Origin of the sequence: Pseudomonas sp. RGM 3321 (genome assembly GCF_022836805.1) — a bacterium.
In the GTDB taxonomy this organism is placed as follows: Bacteria; Pseudomonadota; Gammaproteobacteria; order Pseudomonadales; family Pseudomonadaceae; genus Aquipseudomonas.
The window spans coordinates 110,936-126,807 of sequence record NZ_JALHBH010000111.1 but is presented as its reverse complement, the minus strand read 5'-3'; the positions used below and the strand labels follow the sequence as shown (position 1 = coordinate 126,807).

Here is a 15,872-nt window from a genome sequence, read left to right as displayed (position 1 = left end):
TATCAGCCTCGACCGCGACGACCGAAGAAGAACGACACAACGAACATCACCAGGAAGACGACGAACAGGATCTTGGCGATACCGGTAGCCGTGCCCGCGATACCACCGAAGCCCAGTACTGCAGCGACAATGGCGATGATCAGAAACGTGATTGCCCAACTCAACATGGTGATACTCCTTTTTGGTGCCGTTTTAATATGAATGCTGCGATTTTTCAGGTCGGGTCAGAAAACCCATTTTTGCTGCGGTGCGACTTCATCTACAGACACCAGCCCATCGACAGGGCGAAGGCTCGAAGACACATCCTTAAACACTGGAGCGCTTACGCCGCGATAGGAGATGCTGCTGGTCTGGATGAATTGCTGTCTGGCTTGAGTTGCTTCGTTGGCTTGATTCCAACGCTGAAACTGCTGAATGGCGATCAGAGTGACAAGCAGTGCAAGGAGTAGAAAAAGACCTTGCTGAATGTGCAGGGGAGAAATACGCAATTGTGCAATACGCTGGCTGTTCATCTGCAAACTCCCCTGGCCTGAGTGGGCATTCAATCTGATGGGTCGTTGTGTATCGACCTTGTTGAATGGGTTGTTGCAGACTGCATGCCAGTTTTCTATTTGAATTTAATTACTTTTAAATCAATAGCTTATAAAGTTTTACAGAGGCGTCCTACCAGCAAGCTGCACGATTACACATTTGTAATCGTGCGTTCTGCACGAAGCGCTCAGCGTTGTGCGCCTGAACGATCAGCCTGCGCTACGCGCCATGACCTTCAGGGCGTCGCCATTCACTCCCTTGACGCCACGAATGTTGCGCGCGATTTCCACCGCCAGCTCCTTCTCCGCAAAGTTGGCAACCACGCCGTTCAGGCTCACCACACCGGCTTTGGTGTCCACTTTGATGTTGAGTCCGTCCAGCGTCCGACTGTAGATCAGGCTCGCCTTCACCTTGCTGGTGATCCAGGCGTCGCTCATTTCCTCGGTTGGGGTCAATGTCTGGGGCTGGGTCTTGGCAGCGATCGAGTCGGCTGCGCTCAGGCTGATCAGGTTGTTGACGCTGACCACGCCATCAGTGTTGCTTGCCAGGCTGCCCGCCAGCTCCTTGGCTTCGGGGCTTTGCGCGCGGCCTTTGAGGGTGATCACGCCATCTTTGCTATCGACATCGATGGTCAGCGCTTCAGTCACGCTGCTCCACAGCAATTTGGATTTCACCGTCGCTACCAGCGTGGCATCTTCGAAACGCTGGGCCATATTGGTTCGCGTACCAGGCTCGCTGGCAACGGCAGGGTCTACCTCCAGCTGGTTGTCGACCTTTTCGATGCCTTTGGTATCCAGCGCAATGCGTTCGGCCAGCTCACGATCAACCTCGTTTTCGACCTTGCCCTTCAGAGTCGCGGTGCCTTGGTCGACATCTACATCGATCTTGAATGGGCTCAGATGTTTGTTCAGCGCGAAAGCTGTCCAGATCGAACCGTCCTGCCGCGCCTCGTCGAGTTGGGTTGGCAAATCAGGTTGGGCGAGTACCGGACCGCTGCCAAGCAGCGCAGCGGCGGCGGTGATCAGAGCAATCTTTTTCAGTGAAAACATATGAGCGTTCCTTTTGAGATGAGATTTCGTCTCCGAGTGGACGGTTTTAACGACATAAACGCGGATTAATCAGGTTGTTCGCCATTGGGCGATCAGAAAGCTACCATGCATGCCGAAGAATCAATCAGAATTGACCATGCAACTTGCCCGATGATTCCGAGACTAACTGAGACAATTCATTAAGGAGCGTAGGAAAAATGGAAGCAGCCACTGAGAATCAGGGCCGTATTCTGCTTGTGGACGATGAGTCCGCCATCCTCCGCACTTTCCGGTACTGTCTGGAAGACGAAGGCTACAGTGTCGCCACTGCCAACAGCGCAGCCCAGGCTGACACGCTCATGCAACGCCAGGTTTTCGACCTGTGCTTTCTCGATTTGCGTCTGGGTGAAGATAACGGCCTGGATGTACTGGCACAGATGCGTATTCAGGCACCGTGGATGCGTGTAGTCATCGTGACTGCACACTCGGCGGTCGATACGGCTGTTGATGCCATTCAGGCGGGTGCAGCCGACTATCTGGTAAAGCCGTGCAGCCCCGATCAGCTGCGTCTTGCGACCGCCAAACAGCTTGAAGTGCGACAACTATCTGCTCGCCTTGAGGCACTGGAAGGCGAGGTTCGCAAGCCGAAAGACGGACTGGATTCCCACAGTCCTTCAATGATGGCCATCCTGGAAACGGCCCGTCAGGTTGCCGTGACCGATGCCAATATCCTGATTCTGGGTGAGTCGGGGACCGGTAAAGGCGAGCTGGCCCGGGCGATTCACGGCTGGAGCAAGCGGGCAAAGAAGTCCTGCGTCACGATCAACTGTCCATCGCTCACCGCAGAGCTGATGGAAAGCGAACTGTTCGGCCACAGTCGCGGGGCCTTCACCGGTGCGAGTGAAAGTACTCTGGGCCGTGTCAACCAGGCGGACGGCGGCACACTGTTCCTCGACGAGATCGGCGATTTTCCGCTGACGCTGCAACCCAAGTTGCTGCGCTTCATTCAGGACAAGGAATACGAGCGTGTGGGTGACCCGGTTACCCGACGTGCCGATGTACGTATCCTGGCCGCTACCAACCTGAATCTGGAAGACATGGTGCGCAGCGGGCGCTTCCGTGAGGATTTGCTGTACCGCCTGAACGTGATCACTCTGCACCTGCCGGCCCTGCGTGAGCGCAGCGAAGACATCCTGACCCTGGCGGACCGGTTTCTGGCGCGCTTCGTCAAGGAATACGCTCGCCCGGCCCGAGGGTTCAGCGAAGAGGCCCGTGCAGCGCTGCTCAACTACCGCTGGCCGGGCAACATTCGTGAGCTGCGCAACGTCATTGAGCGTGCCAGCATCATTTGTCCGCAGGAGCGTGTGGAGATCAGCCACTTGGGTATGGCCGAACAACCGGCGAACAATGCGCCGCGTGTCGGCGCCGCCTTGAGCCTGGACGAGCTTGAAAAAGCGCACATCGGAGCCGTGCTGGCGACTAGTGAAACCCTTGATCAGGCCGCCAAGACGCTGGGTATCGATGCGTCGACGCTTTACCGCAAACGTAAACAGTACAACCTGTGAAAGGCCTCAAATGAAGCTGGCCATGAAACTGCGCACCCGCCTCTTTCTGAGTATCTCGGCACTGATCACCGTTGCTTTGCTCGGACTGCTGCTAGGGCTCGTCAGCGTCATGCAAATGGCCCGGACCCAGGAGTCACTGATCCAGCATAACTTCGCCATTCTGGATCTGGGCTTGAAGCTGCGTCAGAACCTGGGTGATCAACTGGTTTTGATGACGGGTGCCAACCGCGATCAGGCTGAGCTGGAAAGAATCCAGAATCAGTTTGAAGACCTGCTGGAAGAGGTTTCGGCACAGGACACCCAGCAAAACGTACGCAATGGTTTCGAAAAGACCAAGGGCGATTACCGGCAATTCATCGATACCTGGAAGCAATACGGCAACGATGCGCGAGGCATACGCGGCGTCCCGCAACTGAGTGCCAGCTTCGACAACCTGCGTAACGGCTTGCTGGCTGTACATCGCAAGGCGCTGGAGAACATCAGCAGCGCCGAGATCAACTCCCGTGATCGTGCGCTTTGGATCGCGGGGTTGCTGGGGCTGGTCGGGCTGGCGGTGCTGTGTATCGGCTTTGTGACCGCGCACGGTATTGCTCGGCGTTTCGGTGCGCCTATCGAGGCGCTGGCCAAGGCCGCCGATCGCATCGGGGAAGGGGATTACGAAGTCACGTTGCCCATCTCCTCGGCCGCCGAGATGAACCTGCTGACCCGGCGATTCGGCATCATGGCCGAAGCTCTGCGTCAGCATCAGGCGACCAATATTGATGAGTTACTGGCTGGCCAGCAGCGTTTGCAAGCGGTTCTCGACAGTATCGACGATGGTCTGCTGATGATTGACCGCCAAGGGCATCTGGAGCACTTGAACCCTGTGGCTCAGCGTCAGCTCGGCTGGGACGAGAGTCGCCTCGGGCAAAGCCTTGGAGATGCGTTGGGCCGCCCCGAGCTGGATGAGCAATTGCATCTGGTGCTGCGTGGCGGGACGCTGGAGCGTGCTCCGGAAGACCTGGCCATCGAAATCGACGGTGAATCGCGCCTGCTGACCTACAGTATGACGCCTGTCAGTCATACCAAAGGCCATATTCTCGGTGCGGTGATGGTGCTGCATGACGTCACCGAACAGCGTGCTTTCGAGAGGGTACGCAGTGAGTTCGTCCTGCGCGCTTCGCATGAGCTGCGCACGCCTGTCACGGGTATGCACATGGCATTCGGTCTTCTCCAGGAGCGCCTGCATTTCGCCCCCGAAACCCGTGAGGCCGATCTGCTCAACACGGTCACCGAAGAAATGCAGCGCTTGATGCAACTTATCAATGACCTGCTGAATTTCTCGCGTTACCAGAACGGTCTGCAGAAACTCAAACTGGCACCGTGCTCCATCGAAACCTTGCTGGAGGAAGCCAGGGCGCGATTCGAGGACAAGGCCCTTGAGCAGGACATCGTACTGATGTTGGATATGCAGGAGCCCATGCCGCGCCTGCATGCCGATCAGTCCCAGCTGGAGAGGGTGCTGGACAACCTGCTGGACAATGCGCTACGGCACACGCCGCAGAATGGTCTGATTCGCCTGCAGGCCAGGCGTCATGGCGAGCGGGTGATCATCAGCGTTGAAGACAACGGTGAGGGCATTGCCTACGGGCAGCAGGGACGAATCTTCGAACCCTTCGTGCAGGTTGGTCGCAAAAAAGGCGGAGCCGGACTCGGGCTGGCGCTGTGCAAGGAGATCGTCCAGCTGCACGGCGGGCGAATGGGGGTTTATTCAAGGCCGGGGCAGGGCACGCAGTTCTATATGGCTCTGCCGCTTTAACGGCATGGCCTTGAAGGCGCTGCATGTCTGCCCTTCATAAGCGCATCAAATATCAGGTTGTGCCCTGATCAATTGACGCGGTTAAGCACCTGCAGGATGGCTGCGCTCTGTGCATCAGGTTCGCCGTCAAAGCGTGCCGGGCGATAGTGCATCTGGAATGCCGCCAGCACCTGACGCGTGGCAGTGTCGAGCTCCCCGGTCTGCGGGGTGCTGTAACCCAGACGCGCCAGTTGTTGCTGGAACCAGCTGATGCTCGGCAGGTTGGTTGCCAGTATGGCCTGACGCTGGGCAACCAGGCGTTCGTCAGGCCAGATGCCGAGCCCTTCGGCAGCAAGGCGCTTCCAGGGGAACAGCGGGCCAGGGTCCTGTTTGCGCGTCGGCGCGATGTCGCTGTGGCCGATGATGTGTTTTGGATCGATTTTGTTGCGTTTGACAATGTCTTTGAGCAGCACTGTGATCGACTGGATCTGGGCTTCAGTGTAGGGGTACCACAACCGGCCTGTAGGTGTGTCCTTGAAGCCGGGGTTGACGATTTCGATGCCGATCGAGCTGGAATTAAGCCAGGTACGGCCTTCCCATTCGCTTTCGCCAGCATGCCAGGCGCGGGCACTTTCATCGACCAGCTTGTAGATAGTGGCCTTGCTGTCATCGCCAATCAGATAGTGGCTGCTGACCTCGCCATGGGTCAGAAGCTGGAGGGATTTCTCCATCGAGGCGGAGGTGTAATGCATGATCACGTACTGAACCCGGCCATCGAAATTCACCGATAGATGGCTGGTGTCCAGCCTGGGGCCACTGGCGCAGGCAGTGAGGATGAGCAGCACAAAGGCAGAGAAATACAGTTTCATGGGATCGGCAGCGTCAGCGGGAAATGCAATATCATAACAACATGTGCGCAAATAGCTTCGGCATTGACGTGCTCGTTCAGGTCAAAATGTTTCAGTCAGCCTTGTTCGACCCTGTTTCGGCCATTCTCCTTGGCCTTGTACAGCGCCTGATCGGCGCGCTTGATCGCAGTGTCACTGCGTTCAGCCGTTCGAAAAGCCGTCACTCCAATGGACACTGTGATCGTCACGCGCTCGCCCTTGAAGTGAAACGGACATGACTCCACCGCAGCGCGCAGTTCGTCGAGCAACGTCAGCCCGGTGCCGGGAGGTGTCGCAGGCAGCAGCATGACAAATTCCTCACCGCCAAACCGGGCGAGAAAATCGTCGCTGCGCAGGCGTTTCCTGAAAACGTTGGCGACGATCTTCAGCACTTTATCGCCCGCCAGATGGCCATAGCCGTCATTGATGCGCTTGAAGTGGTCCAGGTCCAGAATGCACACCAGCAGGCTGTTTTTCTCGTAGTGCCACTTGGTCATCTCCTGTTCAAGGCGCTCGCCCCAGGCGGCGCGATTGGGCAGGCCGGTGAGCGGGTCGATCATGGCCTTTTGGCGCTGTTCTTCCAGGTGAGTCCTGAAACCCAGCGCTTCCTGCTCCATGCTCGCAACGCGGGCCGACAGACCTTGCAGCCGCGAGGCAACTTCCCGCTCGCGTGCGTCACGCTTGAGCTGGTAGTGGTCCATGGTGCTGAGCAAGCCTTCAAAGCGGTTGTCGAGCACCTGCTTGAGACTGGTCAGGTCGGAAGCGTCTTGAACACTGATTTGCAGGCCGCCCACCTGTTCGCGTAACTGTTCGTTCAGGTCACGCGCTGTGGACTGATCCTCTGCATGATCTTCACTGGCAGCCTGCAAGTGGCTCTGAAACGATTCAAGCCGCTCATTGAGTTGTTTGAGGTAGGTGCTGAATTCCTGTTGGCCGCCGTTGTTGATTGCCAGCATCAGAACTGCCAGATCGTCGAGGATCGGCAGCAGTTCGTACCAGTTCAGCCCATGTTTCAAGCGTAACTGCATGTCCTCGACCTGCGGGCGGAAGTGCTCCGACAAGGTCAGGTCATCGAGCAGGCCCAGCAGCGTTTCCTCAATATGTGCGGCCACCGAGCTGTAGCTGGGTTCTGGCGACGAGGGCAGCGAATAACCCTCTTCGCCTTCTACCGTCTCGGTTTCTGATTCGGCATCTTCTTGCGGTTCTTCCGGCGCCTGGATGATTGGCACGGGCCGTTGCTGGTAGGGCACTGACGGAACGGGGCCCAGCAGGTCGGTGAAATCGATAGGCTCGCCAGGGACAGCCGCAGGTTCGGCGACTGTTTCGGCCGAGGCTGGAGCAAGGGATGCTGCGGCTGGCGATGGCGCAGGTTTTTCAGTTGCCGTAACGACAACGGTTTCGGCTTCGGAAACCGGCGGCAGTATGTATGCGTCCTTGGTCTCCTGATTGACGATGTCGGGGACAATGGCAGCTTCGACTTCAGATGCGGCAACGTCTATCGGGGCGTTAGCGTTCTCGGCCTCAGGCTCCACGTGCGTCTCATGCATTTCCTGAGCAGAAGGGGCGTTTTCGGGGTGGGCAGCCTCGGGAGGGTGCTCATTGCCATGTTCGTCCCGCGAACCGAACAAACGCTGCAGAAGCCCTTGGCGTGGGCCCTCTTCGTGCTTTTCGAGCAGGGTCAGGGCCTGGCCCTGCAAACCACTCAACTCGCTGAGCAGCAAAGGCAGCTCGCGTGCCTGTGATGCACGTTCTTCAAGGTCCTTGGCAAAGCGCTTGAGTGGCTTGCGTACCTCTCGTGGCAGCGGCAGCGCTTGCAGCTGTGCGACCAGTGCGGTCAGTGCCGAGCCAATTTGCCCGACCCGCACTTCACGGCGATGCTCGGAGTCCAGTACGGCCTTTTCGAGGCGCGGAATCAAGGCTGCCAGACCGGCGTCCATATCGTCCTTGCGGACAATTTCGCGCATTTCCTTCATGCATTCATCGACGGCGCGGTCAGAGCCCTCTGCTGCCAGACTGCTGCGTACCAGACCGCGTCGCAACAAATCGAGCCGCGCATCCCAGCGCTTTTCGAGCTTATCCTGTTGCTCGATTCCCTTGAGGTACTTCTCTTTCCAACGCTCCGCGTCGTCGCTCATGCAAGGCTTCCACCAGAGGGCACAGGCAGTGAGTCCCCACGTAGTGAATCTGGCAGGCGAATCTCGACAGCAACCGGCAGGTGATCGGAAATGGGCTGCGCCAGTACCTGTACGCGTTCAAGCGTGAGGGTCGGGCTGAGCAAAATGTGATCAAGGCAGCGTTGTGGTCGCCAGCTTGGAAAGGTCGCTTCGATTTGCGGTGCCAAAAGGCCCAGATCGCGTAGCGGCGAGTGTTCCAGCAGGTCATTGGCGTGGGTATTCATGTCGCCCATCAGCACCTGATGGCGATAACCGCCGATCAGATCACGAATGTAAGCCAGTTGCCGGGTTCTGGTACGAGTGCCCAGAGCCAGGTGCATCATGACCACCACCAGTGCATCCTCGCCTTCGCCGAAGCGGACAAGAATTGCCCCGCGTCCGGCCGGACCCGGCAGCGGATGATCCTCAATCTTGGTCGGGCGCAAGCGACTCAGCACACCATTGCTGTGTTGGGCGAGGCGACCGAGATTGCGATTGAGTTGTTGATACCAGTACGGAAAGCCACCCAGCTGAGCAAGGTGCTCGACCTGATTGACGAAGCCGGAGCGCATGCTGCCGCCATCGACCTCCTGCAATGCGACCAGATCGAAATCGTTGATCAGATCGCCGATTTTCTGCAGGTTGCCCGCCCTGCCGCCATGTGGCAGCAGATGTTGCCAGCTGCGCGTCAGGTAGTGGTGGTAGCGTTGGGTACTGATACCCACCTGAATATTGAAACTGAGCAAACGCAGCCTGCCGTCTTCCGGCAGCCCGTTTTGCGTCAGATGATGTTCGTTGACCTGCGGGTCATGCAGGCCAACGATACGGGTGCTGCCCTTGCCCCAGCGGCGCATGGCGGGCGCTTACTTGGCGGCTGTAGCAGCCGCTCGCTCTTTGGCAATCAATTGGTCGGCAACTTCCAGGGTCTTTTCCGGACCGCCGGCAGAACCCAGGTCGAAGCGATACTTGCCGTTGACGATCATGGTCGGAACGCCAGTCACTTCATACTTCTTGGCCAATTCCTTGTACTGCGCGATCTTGCCTTTCACTGCGAAGGAGTCGAATGTTTTGAGGAAATCGTCCTTGTTGATGCCTTGAGTGGCTACGAAATCAGCCATGTCATTCTTGTCGGTCAGGCGCTTGCCACCCTTCTGGATAGCTTCGAATACGGCAGCGTGAACCTTGTGCTCGACACCCATGGTGTCGAGGGTGATGAACAACTGGCCGTGGGCGTCCCAAGGGCCGCCGAACATCGCGGGGATGCGCACGAACTTGACGTCGGACGGCAGTTTTTCAACCCACGGATTGATGGTTGGCTCGAACGCGTAGCAATGCGGGCAGCCATACCAGAACAGCTCGACGACTTCGATTTTGCCCGGCTCTGCTACAGGCACAGCGCTTTTCAGCTCGACATATTGTTTGCCGGCCTCGATGGGCTCGGCAGCCTGGGCGGACATACCGAACAGACTGGCGGCAACCAGAGCGGCGCTGATGATCAGATTACGCATGCTTTACTCCTGAGCAGATTGAATCGCCTTCAAGCGACGGTGGTTTCGACCGAATGCGAAAGCCTGAGTTCGTTAGTGTAACGCTGAGGTTGTAAAAATGGGCGACCACGGACGGCCTTTTTGCATAAGGAGTGAAGCAGGTCATGTCTGAATGTTCCAGCCGCCAGCCAGAGCGGCCCGATACAGTGCCAGTGTGGGCCGGGGGACAGGTGTGTCATTATATGCGTACGCATCCAAACGAAACCGACACCTCTTGCCGCTCCCTTTGCAGGCAGGGCCTTCACCGGAAATCACATGCAACTCAAAAACCCCATCCTCGGTCTGTGCCAACAGGCCACGTTCATGCTCAGCGCCGCCAAGGTCGACCAATGCCCCGACGACGAAGGGTTTGAAGTCGCATTTGCCGGTCGCTCCAATGCGGGCAAATCGAGTGCGCTGAACACCCTGACCCATGCCAGCCTGGCGCGTACCTCCAAGACACCGGGGCGCACTCAACTGCTGAACTTCTTCGGGCTGGATGAAGATCGACGTCTGGTCGACTTGCCCGGCTACGGCTACGCCAAAGTGCCTATCCCGCTCAAACTGCACTGGCAGCGCCACCTGGAAGCCTATCTGGGCAGTCGCGAAAGCCTGAAAGGTCTGATCCTGATGATGGATATCCGTCATCCAATGACCGACTTCGACCTGTTGATGCTGGACTGGGCCATCGCCAGCAACATGCCGATGCACATTCTGCTGACCAAGGCCGACAAGCTGACCTATGGCGCTGCCAAGAACACGCTGCTCAAGGTTCAGGCCGAAATTCGCAAAGGCTGGGGCGATGCAGTGAGCATCCAGCTGTTCTCGGCTCCCAAGCGCATGGGCCTGGAAGAGGCTTACACCGTGCTGGCCGACTGGATGGAGCTGGAAGACAAGGCGCCTGCGGAGTAAATCGCAGGCAAAAAAGACCCCGGACTTCGCATGGGGAGGGGGAAGTTCCGGGGCTTAAGGTCCAGACCTTAGGGTGGGATCTGGATAACTGCCAACACTTAACACAACTAGGAGCACGATCGATTTTTCAACCAATCGAGACCTCTGACTCCTGTCCAAACGGTTAAGTTCCAGCAATGAAAAAAAGTTCACATTTCCTACAATGTTTGACGAACCTGCTGACAGGTTCGCCCTTTCAGACTCAGTGCGCCTCGTCCCAGTTGTTGCCGACCCCGACTTCCACCAGCAGCGGCACTGCCAACTTCGCTGCGCCACTCATGTGTGGACGGATCTGTTCACTGATCTGATCGACCAGGTCTTCGCGCACCTCAAGCACCAGTTCGTCATGCACCTGCAGAATGACCCGCGCATCCAGACCGGACTCTTCCAGCCAGCCGTTCACGGCCACCATGGCTTTCTTGATGATGTCCGCTGCTGTGCCCTGCATCGGCGCGTTGATCGCCATGCGTTCGGCACCCTTGCGCAGCGAAGGGTTCTTGGCGTTGATGTCCGGCAGGTACAGGCGACGGCCGAAAATGGTCTCGACAAAACCCTGCTCGGCGGCCTGCGCACGTGTGCGCTCCATGTAATCCAGCACGCCGGGGTAGCGGGCGAAATAGCGGTCGACGTAAGCCTGTGACTGTTTGCGGTCCACGCCAATCTGCTTGGCCAGGCCGAACGCGCTCATGCCGTAGATCAGGCCAAAGTTGATCGCCTTGGCGCTGCGGCGCATGTCAGTGGTGACGTTTTCCAGCTCGACGCCGAAGACTTCCGCTGCCGTTGCGCGGTGAACGTCCAGGTCATTGCGGAAGGCATGCAGCAAGCCTTCGTCCTGGGCCAGATGCGCCATGATGCGCAGTTCGATCTGCGAATAGTCGGCCGCCACCAGCTTGTAGCCCTTGGGGGCCACGAATGCCTGACGGATGCGCCGGCCTTCAGCAGTACGGATCGGGATGTTCTGCAGGTTCGGATCGCTGGATGACAAGCGCCCGGTCACCGCCACTGCCTGGTGATAGGAAGTGTGAATGCGTCCCGTGCGTGGGTTGATCTGCTCCGGAAGGCGGTCGGTGTAAGTGCTCTTGAGCTTGCTCATCGAGCGGTATTGCATCAGCACCTTGGGCAGGGGGAAGTCCTGCTCGGCGAGTTCGGCCAGCACGGCCTCGGCAGTCGATGCCTGGCCGGTGGCGGTCTTGCTGAGGATCGGCATGCCGAGTTTTTCGTAGAGAATCACACCAAGCTGCTTGGGCGAGCCCAGGTTGAATTCTTCACCGGCAATAGCAAAGGCTTCGCGCTCCAGCGCGGTCATCTTGTCGCCCAGTTCGACGCTCTGGATGCCCAGCAGGTTGGCATCAACCAGTGCGCCTTGACGTTCGATACCTGCCAGGACGTGCACCAGCGGCATCTCGATGTCGTTCAAGACCGGCTGCAGGGTTGGAATTGCGGCCAGACGCGCTTCGAAGACTTCATGCAGACGCAGGGTCAGGTCGGCTTCTTCGGCAGCGTAATTGCCAGCCTGCTCGATGGCGATCTGGTCGAAGGTCAACTGCTTGGCACCTTTGCCGGCGATCTCCTGGAAGTTGATCGGCGTGTGCGTCAGGTACTTGGCCACCAGGCTGTCGCGGTCGTGGCGGGTGGCGGTGGAGTCCAGGACGTAGGATTCCAGAATGGTGTCGAACCTGACGCCCTGCAGGTCGATGCCTTGGCTCTGATCGCCGTCGAGCGCGCAGTTGGCAAGCAGGTTGATAGCGAACTTGGCGTGCTGGCCGACCTTGGTTTTATTCGGGTCTTCAAGCAGCGGCTTGAGTGCCTTGAGCACCGTGTCGCGGTCCAGTTGCTGTGGCACCCCCATGTAGGAGTGGGTCAGCGGAATGTAGGCGGCTTCGTGGGTCTGAATGGCGAAAGACAAACCTACCAGTTGCGCACGCTGGGCGTCGGTGCCGTTGCTCTGGGTCACGAAGGCGAAAAGCGGCGCGGCGTTGAGCTTCTTCAGCCACGCATCAAACTGGCTCTGTTCAAGAATGACTTCATAGGCGGCTTGCTTTGCCTCGATGGTTGGCTCTTCGACGACCAGCTCCTGCCCGGCGCGTTTGGCATCGCGTTGCAGGTCTTCGATCCAGCTTTTGAATTCCAGCTCGGCATACAGCTCCATCAACTTGTCGCGGTCCGGCTCGCCGCAATGCAGCTGGTCCAGTTCTATGTCCAGTGGCACGTCGATTTTGATGGTTGCCAGTTCATAGGACAGGAAGGCCATCGCACGATGCTCTTCAAGCTTGGCCGCCAGGGTCTTGGCCCCGCGAATCGGCAGGGTCGCGACCGTTTCGAGGCGCTCGTAAAGCTCCTTGATCCCGCCACCCACGCCGACCAGCAAGCCGACTGCAGTTTTTTCGCCGACGCCGGGGACGCCGGGTATGTTGTCGACCTTGTCGCCCATCAGTGCGAGGTAGTCGATGATGTGCTCCGGGCCGACGCCGAACTTCTCTTTCACGCCAGCCACGTCCAGCACGCTGCCGGTCATGGTGTTGACCAGGGTGATGTGCCCGTCGACCAGCTGCGCCATGTCCTTGTCACCGGTGGAGATGATCACCGGACGGTCCGCCGCCGCGCTGCTGCGCGCCAGTGTGCCGATCACGTCGTCTGCTTCAACGCCTTCTACGCACAGCAGCGGATAGCCCATGCCCTTGACGCAGGCATGCAGTAGATCGACCTGCACGCGCAGGTCATCCGGCATGCTGGGCCGATTGGCTTTGTAATCGGTATACAGCGCGTCGCGGAAAGTCCCGCCCTTGGCATCGAAGACCACCGCAAAGGGGCTGTCCGGGTACTGGCGACGCAGGCTTTTGAGCATGTTGAGCACGCCCTTGACGGCACCCGTCGGCAATCCTTTGGACGTGGTCAGTGGTGGCAGTGCGTGGAAGGCGCGATAGAGGTAAGAGGAACCGTCTATCAGGACGAGCGGCGCTTGGGTCATGAGCAGAATCAACCTTTTCGGCGGGGTCGGCGCTAGAATGCGCGAACCATTGACGACAAAGGGACAAGGTTATCATGAGCAAGGTAAATCGACTGATATTGACCGGCCTGTTGGCACTTTGTCCTTTGCTCGCAGTTTCAGCAGAGGATCCACCTTCGGCGGCCCCGGACGTTACTATCCGCACCGATGGGGATAAAACCATTCAGGAATACCGCCAGAACGGCTTTCTATATGCTGTAAAGATTACCCCCAAGCACGGCAAGCCCTATTTTCTGGTGCGTTCCGATGGTACAAGTCCCAATTTTATTCGTTCGGACCAACCGGATATGCTGATCCCGGAGTGGAAAATATTCGAATGGTAGCCACCTACATTCACTTTAATTGCTGGCAGTTCTGACATGTCCGTTTTTACCCCGTTGGCCCGGCCCGAGCTGGAAGCATTTCTCGCCCCTTACGGGCTCGGCCGTCTGCTTGACTATCAGGGCATTGCCGCCGGTAGCGAAAACACCAATTACTTCATCAGTCTGGAGCAGGGCGAATTTGTTCTGACGCTGGTCGAACGCGGCCCGGTGCAGGAGATGCCATTTTTCATCGAACTGCTCGACGTGCTGCACGATGCCGATTTGCCGGTGCCGTACGCATTGCGCACCACCGAAGGAGAGGCCCTTCGGCAATTGGCGGACAAACCGGCGCTTCTGCAGCCACGTTTGCCGGGCAAGCACATCAGCGAGCCCAATACCCAGCACTGCGTGCAGATTGGCGAGCTGTTGGCCAACCTGCATCTGGCGACCCGTGAGCAGGTGCTGGAGCGCAAGACCGATCGGGGTCTGGACTGGATGCTGAGTGAGGGGCGCAATTTTCTGTCACACCTGGGCGAAACCCAGCGAGCCTTGCTGGAAAAGAGCCTTCAAGAGATCGAAGACTTCAAGCCGCAAATCATGGCGTTGCCGCGTGCCAACCTGCACGCGGACCTATTTCGCGACAACGTCCTGTTCGAAGGCACGCATCTGACCGGACTGATCGACTTCTATAACGCCTGTTCCGGGCCGATGCTCTACGATCTGGCGATTGCCCTCAATGACTGGTGCTCGCGTGAAAACGGCCAGCTCGATGCCGTCCGCGCCCGTGCGCTGCTGGGGGCTTATGCGGGTTTGCGACCATTCACTGCTGTGGAGTCGAAGCTCTGGACGACCATGTTGCGCATCGCTTGCGTGCGTTTCTGGCTGTCACGCCTGATCGCCGCCGAAACCTTCGCCGGTCAGGACGTGCTGATTCATGATCCTGCGGAATTCGAGCGCCGTCTGGCTGAGCGCCAGGATGCGCACATTGCCTTGCCGTTTGCGCTATGACTTAAAGCCAGGCAACTCATCGCCCCCCCACGCTCCGCGTGGGAATGCAGTTCGTGACGCTCTGCGTCACACAGCAGTTCTGCGATGTCGGTGATGTTTGTTCCGGCTCGGGTCACCTTTTTGCCCCTCGACGACTCGCTTCGAGGGGCCGAAGTGGCACTCAAAGACTGCTCAGGCAGCCCGCCAGATCATCAGCCAGCTTCTGCAATACCTGCTCGTAACCCTGCGCGGTGGCCGGGGTGTAGCCGCCCAGGCCATCCAGCTCCGCCAGCTTGACCGGCAGACCTGCACTCAAGGTTTCAGCCAGACGCGGGCGCAGTGGCGGTTCGCTGAATACGCAAGTCTTGCCCGCAGCCTTGAGGCGTTCACGCATGGCGGCGACATGCTGTGCACCGGGCTGGATCTCGGCGGCGATGGCGAATACCCCGGCGTGTTTGAGCCCGTAAGCCTCTTCGAAATAATCGAACGCCTCGTGGAAGACGAAGTAAGGCTTGCCTGCCACTGCACTGACCCGACCCTTGATCCGAGCATCCAGCGCATCAAGGCGTTTGCTGAATGCGGCAGCATTACTTGCATAACGGGCTGCGTTGGCAGGGTCTGCAGCGCTCAGGTCTGTGGCCATCTTCGCGGCAATCACCCGGGCATTGACGGTCGACAGCCACAGGTGTGAATCCAGGCTGCCAGGCCGGTGATCATGATCATGCTCGTCTGAATCGTTGTCGTGATCATGTTCGTGGTCATCATGCGAGGCATTGTCCTGGCCGAAGTGGCGCAAGTGCATGCCAGGCAGCGATTGCACCGCAACCGCAGGCAGCTTGCGGCCCTGAATGACACGTGGCAGGAAAGCTTCCATGTCCGGGTCGATCCAGTAGAGCAACTCGACTTCCTGTACGCGCCGTACGTCGGATGGGCGCAGCGCGTAGTTATGAGGTGAGGCACCCGGTGGCAACAGCACTTGCGGTGTACCGACGCCATCCTGCACAGCCGCCGCAATCAGCTGCAATGGCTTGATACTGGTCAGCACCCGGACCTCGGCCTGAACAGGGGAAATGACCAGCAGACTGACCCACAAAACAGCAACAAGATTTAAAAGACGGCGCACTCGAATCACTCATATAAGTCAGGAACAGGTAACAT

General features: G+C 58.4%; 14 protein-coding genes. 5 read left to right on the top strand and 9 right to left on the bottom strand.

Annotated elements, in window-relative coordinates; genetic code table 11:
- Positions 1-2: 2 nt before the first annotated feature.
- From RGM3321_RS15395 to RGM3321_RS15385, 3 genes are all read right to left on the bottom strand, one after another.
- Positions 3-167: a DUF1328 domain-containing protein gene (locus RGM3321_RS15395; RefSeq protein WP_002555679.1), complete on the bottom strand. Its 165-nt coding sequence runs from the start codon at positions 165-167 to the stop codon at positions 3-5.
- A gap of 57 nt (positions 168-224) precedes the next feature.
- Positions 225-512, bottom strand: a complete 288-nt coding sequence (locus RGM3321_RS15390) for a hypothetical protein (protein ID WP_244393770.1) — start codon at positions 510-512, stop codon at positions 225-227.
- A 228-nt stretch (positions 513-740) separates the two neighbouring features.
- Positions 741-1,580, bottom strand: coding sequence for a BON domain-containing protein (locus tag RGM3321_RS15385; protein WP_244393769.1), 840 nt, complete (start codon positions 1,578-1,580; stop codon positions 741-743).
- Positions 1,581-1,777: 197 nt separating this feature from the next.
- Between RGM3321_RS15385 and algB the strand changes: the two genes are divergently transcribed.
- Both algB and RGM3321_RS15375 read left to right on the top strand, forming a co-directional pair.
- Positions 1,778-3,124, top strand: coding sequence for a sigma-54-dependent response regulator transcription factor AlgB (gene algB, locus RGM3321_RS15380; RefSeq protein WP_005744816.1), 1,347 nt, complete (start codon positions 1,778-1,780; stop codon positions 3,122-3,124).
- 10 nt (positions 3,125-3,134) lie between these two features.
- The gene (locus tag RGM3321_RS15375; RefSeq protein WP_244393768.1) at positions 3,135-4,922 is read left to right on the top strand and encodes a KinB sensor domain-containing domain; all 1,788 of its coding nucleotides are present in this window, start codon (positions 3,135-3,137) and stop codon (positions 4,920-4,922) included.
- Between the two features lie 68 nt (positions 4,923-4,990).
- Here the strand turns inward: RGM3321_RS15375 and RGM3321_RS15370 are convergent, their stop codons facing one another.
- The 4 genes from RGM3321_RS15370 to RGM3321_RS15355 form a co-directional block, all read right to left on the bottom strand.
- Positions 4,991-5,770: an N-acetylmuramoyl-L-alanine amidase gene (locus RGM3321_RS15370; RefSeq protein ID WP_244393767.1), complete on the bottom strand. Its 780-nt coding sequence runs from the start codon at positions 5,768-5,770 to the stop codon at positions 4,991-4,993.
- Positions 5,771-5,865: 95 nt separating this feature from the next.
- The gene (locus tag RGM3321_RS15365) at positions 5,866-7,923 is read right to left on the bottom strand and encodes a GGDEF domain-containing protein (protein WP_244393766.1); all 2,058 of its coding nucleotides are present in this window, start codon (positions 7,921-7,923) and stop codon (positions 5,866-5,868) included.
- The gene (locus RGM3321_RS15360) at positions 7,920-8,795 is read right to left on the bottom strand and encodes an endonuclease/exonuclease/phosphatase family protein (RefSeq protein ID WP_002555686.1); all 876 of its coding nucleotides are present in this window, start codon (positions 8,793-8,795) and stop codon (positions 7,920-7,922) included. Before RGM3321_RS15360 ends, RGM3321_RS15365 begins: the two co-directional genes overlap by 4 nt.
- A gap of 9 nt (positions 8,796-8,804) precedes the next feature.
- Entirely contained in the window at positions 8,805-9,449 is a 645-nt protein-coding gene (locus RGM3321_RS15355; RefSeq protein ID WP_244393765.1) for a thiol:disulfide interchange protein DsbA/DsbL, read from the bottom strand.
- 294 nt (positions 9,450-9,743) lie between these two features.
- Here RGM3321_RS15355 and yihA point away from each other — a divergent pair, with 294 nt between their 5' ends.
- Complete coding sequence (gene yihA / locus RGM3321_RS15350; RefSeq protein ID WP_005731658.1) at positions 9,744-10,379, top strand: ribosome biogenesis GTP-binding protein YihA/YsxC; 636 nt, start codon at positions 9,744-9,746, stop codon at positions 10,377-10,379.
- Positions 10,380-10,620: 241 nt separating this feature from the next.
- Here the strand turns inward: yihA and polA are convergent, their stop codons facing one another.
- Complete coding sequence (gene polA, locus RGM3321_RS15345) at positions 10,621-13,386, bottom strand: DNA polymerase I (protein WP_244393764.1); 2,766 nt, start codon at positions 13,384-13,386, stop codon at positions 10,621-10,623.
- A gap of 74 nt (positions 13,387-13,460) precedes the next feature.
- Between polA and RGM3321_RS15340 the strand changes: the two genes are divergently transcribed.
- Together RGM3321_RS15340 and RGM3321_RS15335 are read left to right on the top strand one after the other, a co-directional pair.
- Positions 13,461-13,748, top strand: coding sequence for a DUF2782 domain-containing protein (locus RGM3321_RS15340; RefSeq protein WP_058402755.1), 288 nt, complete (start codon positions 13,461-13,463; stop codon positions 13,746-13,748).
- 36 nt (positions 13,749-13,784) lie between these two features.
- On the top strand, positions 13,785-14,735 hold the full coding sequence (locus RGM3321_RS15335) for a homoserine kinase (protein WP_244393763.1): 951 nt from the start codon (positions 13,785-13,787) through the stop codon (positions 14,733-14,735).
- 160 nt (positions 14,736-14,895) lie between these two features.
- Here RGM3321_RS15335 and znuA read toward each other — a convergent pair whose 3' ends face one another.
- On the bottom strand, positions 14,896-15,837 hold the full coding sequence (gene znuA / locus RGM3321_RS15330; RefSeq protein ID WP_244393762.1) for a zinc ABC transporter substrate-binding protein ZnuA: 942 nt from the start codon (positions 15,835-15,837) through the stop codon (positions 14,896-14,898).
- Positions 15,838-15,872 lie beyond the last annotated feature (35 nt).

Bases quoted from the DNA above. Each gene is read 5' to 3' on its own strand.
- RGM3321_RS15385 (WP_244393769.1), bottom strand. From the start codon at position 1,580: ATGTTTTCACTGAAAAAGATTGCTCTGATCACCGCCGCCGCTGCGCTG.
- RGM3321_RS15375 (WP_244393768.1), top strand. From the start codon at position 3,135: ATGAAGCTGGCCATGAAACTGCGCACCCGCCTCTTTCTGAGTATCTCG.
- RGM3321_RS15355 (WP_244393765.1), bottom strand. From the start codon at position 9,449: ATGCGTAATCTGATCATCAGCGCCGCTCTGGTTGCCGCCAGTCTGTTC.
- polA (WP_244393764.1), bottom strand. From the start codon at position 13,386: ATGACCCAAGCGCCGCTCGTCCTGATAGACGGTTCCTCTTACCTCTAT.
- yihA (WP_005731658.1), top strand. From the start codon at position 9,744: ATGCAACTCAAAAACCCCATCCTCGGTCTGTGCCAACAGGCCACGTTC.
- RGM3321_RS15335 (WP_244393763.1), top strand. From the start codon at position 13,785: ATGTCCGTTTTTACCCCGTTGGCCCGGCCCGAGCTGGAAGCATTTCTC.
- RGM3321_RS15360 (WP_002555686.1), bottom strand. From the start codon at position 8,795: ATGCGCCGCTGGGGCAAGGGCAGCACCCGTATCGTTGGCCTGCATGAC.
- algB (WP_005744816.1), top strand. From the start codon at position 1,778: ATGGAAGCAGCCACTGAGAATCAGGGCCGTATTCTGCTTGTGGACGAT.
- RGM3321_RS15340 (WP_058402755.1), top strand. From the start codon at position 13,461: ATGAGCAAGGTAAATCGACTGATATTGACCGGCCTGTTGGCACTTTGT.
- RGM3321_RS15395 (WP_002555679.1), bottom strand. From the start codon at position 167: ATGTTGAGTTGGGCAATCACGTTTCTGATCATCGCCATTGTCGCTGCA.
- RGM3321_RS15390 (WP_244393770.1), bottom strand. From the start codon at position 512: ATGAACAGCCAGCGTATTGCACAATTGCGTATTTCTCCCCTGCACATT.
- RGM3321_RS15370 (WP_244393767.1), bottom strand. From the start codon at position 5,770: ATGAAACTGTATTTCTCTGCCTTTGTGCTGCTCATCCTCACTGCCTGC.
- RGM3321_RS15365 (WP_244393766.1), bottom strand. From the start codon at position 7,923: ATGAGCGACGACGCGGAGCGTTGGAAAGAGAAGTACCTCAAGGGAATC.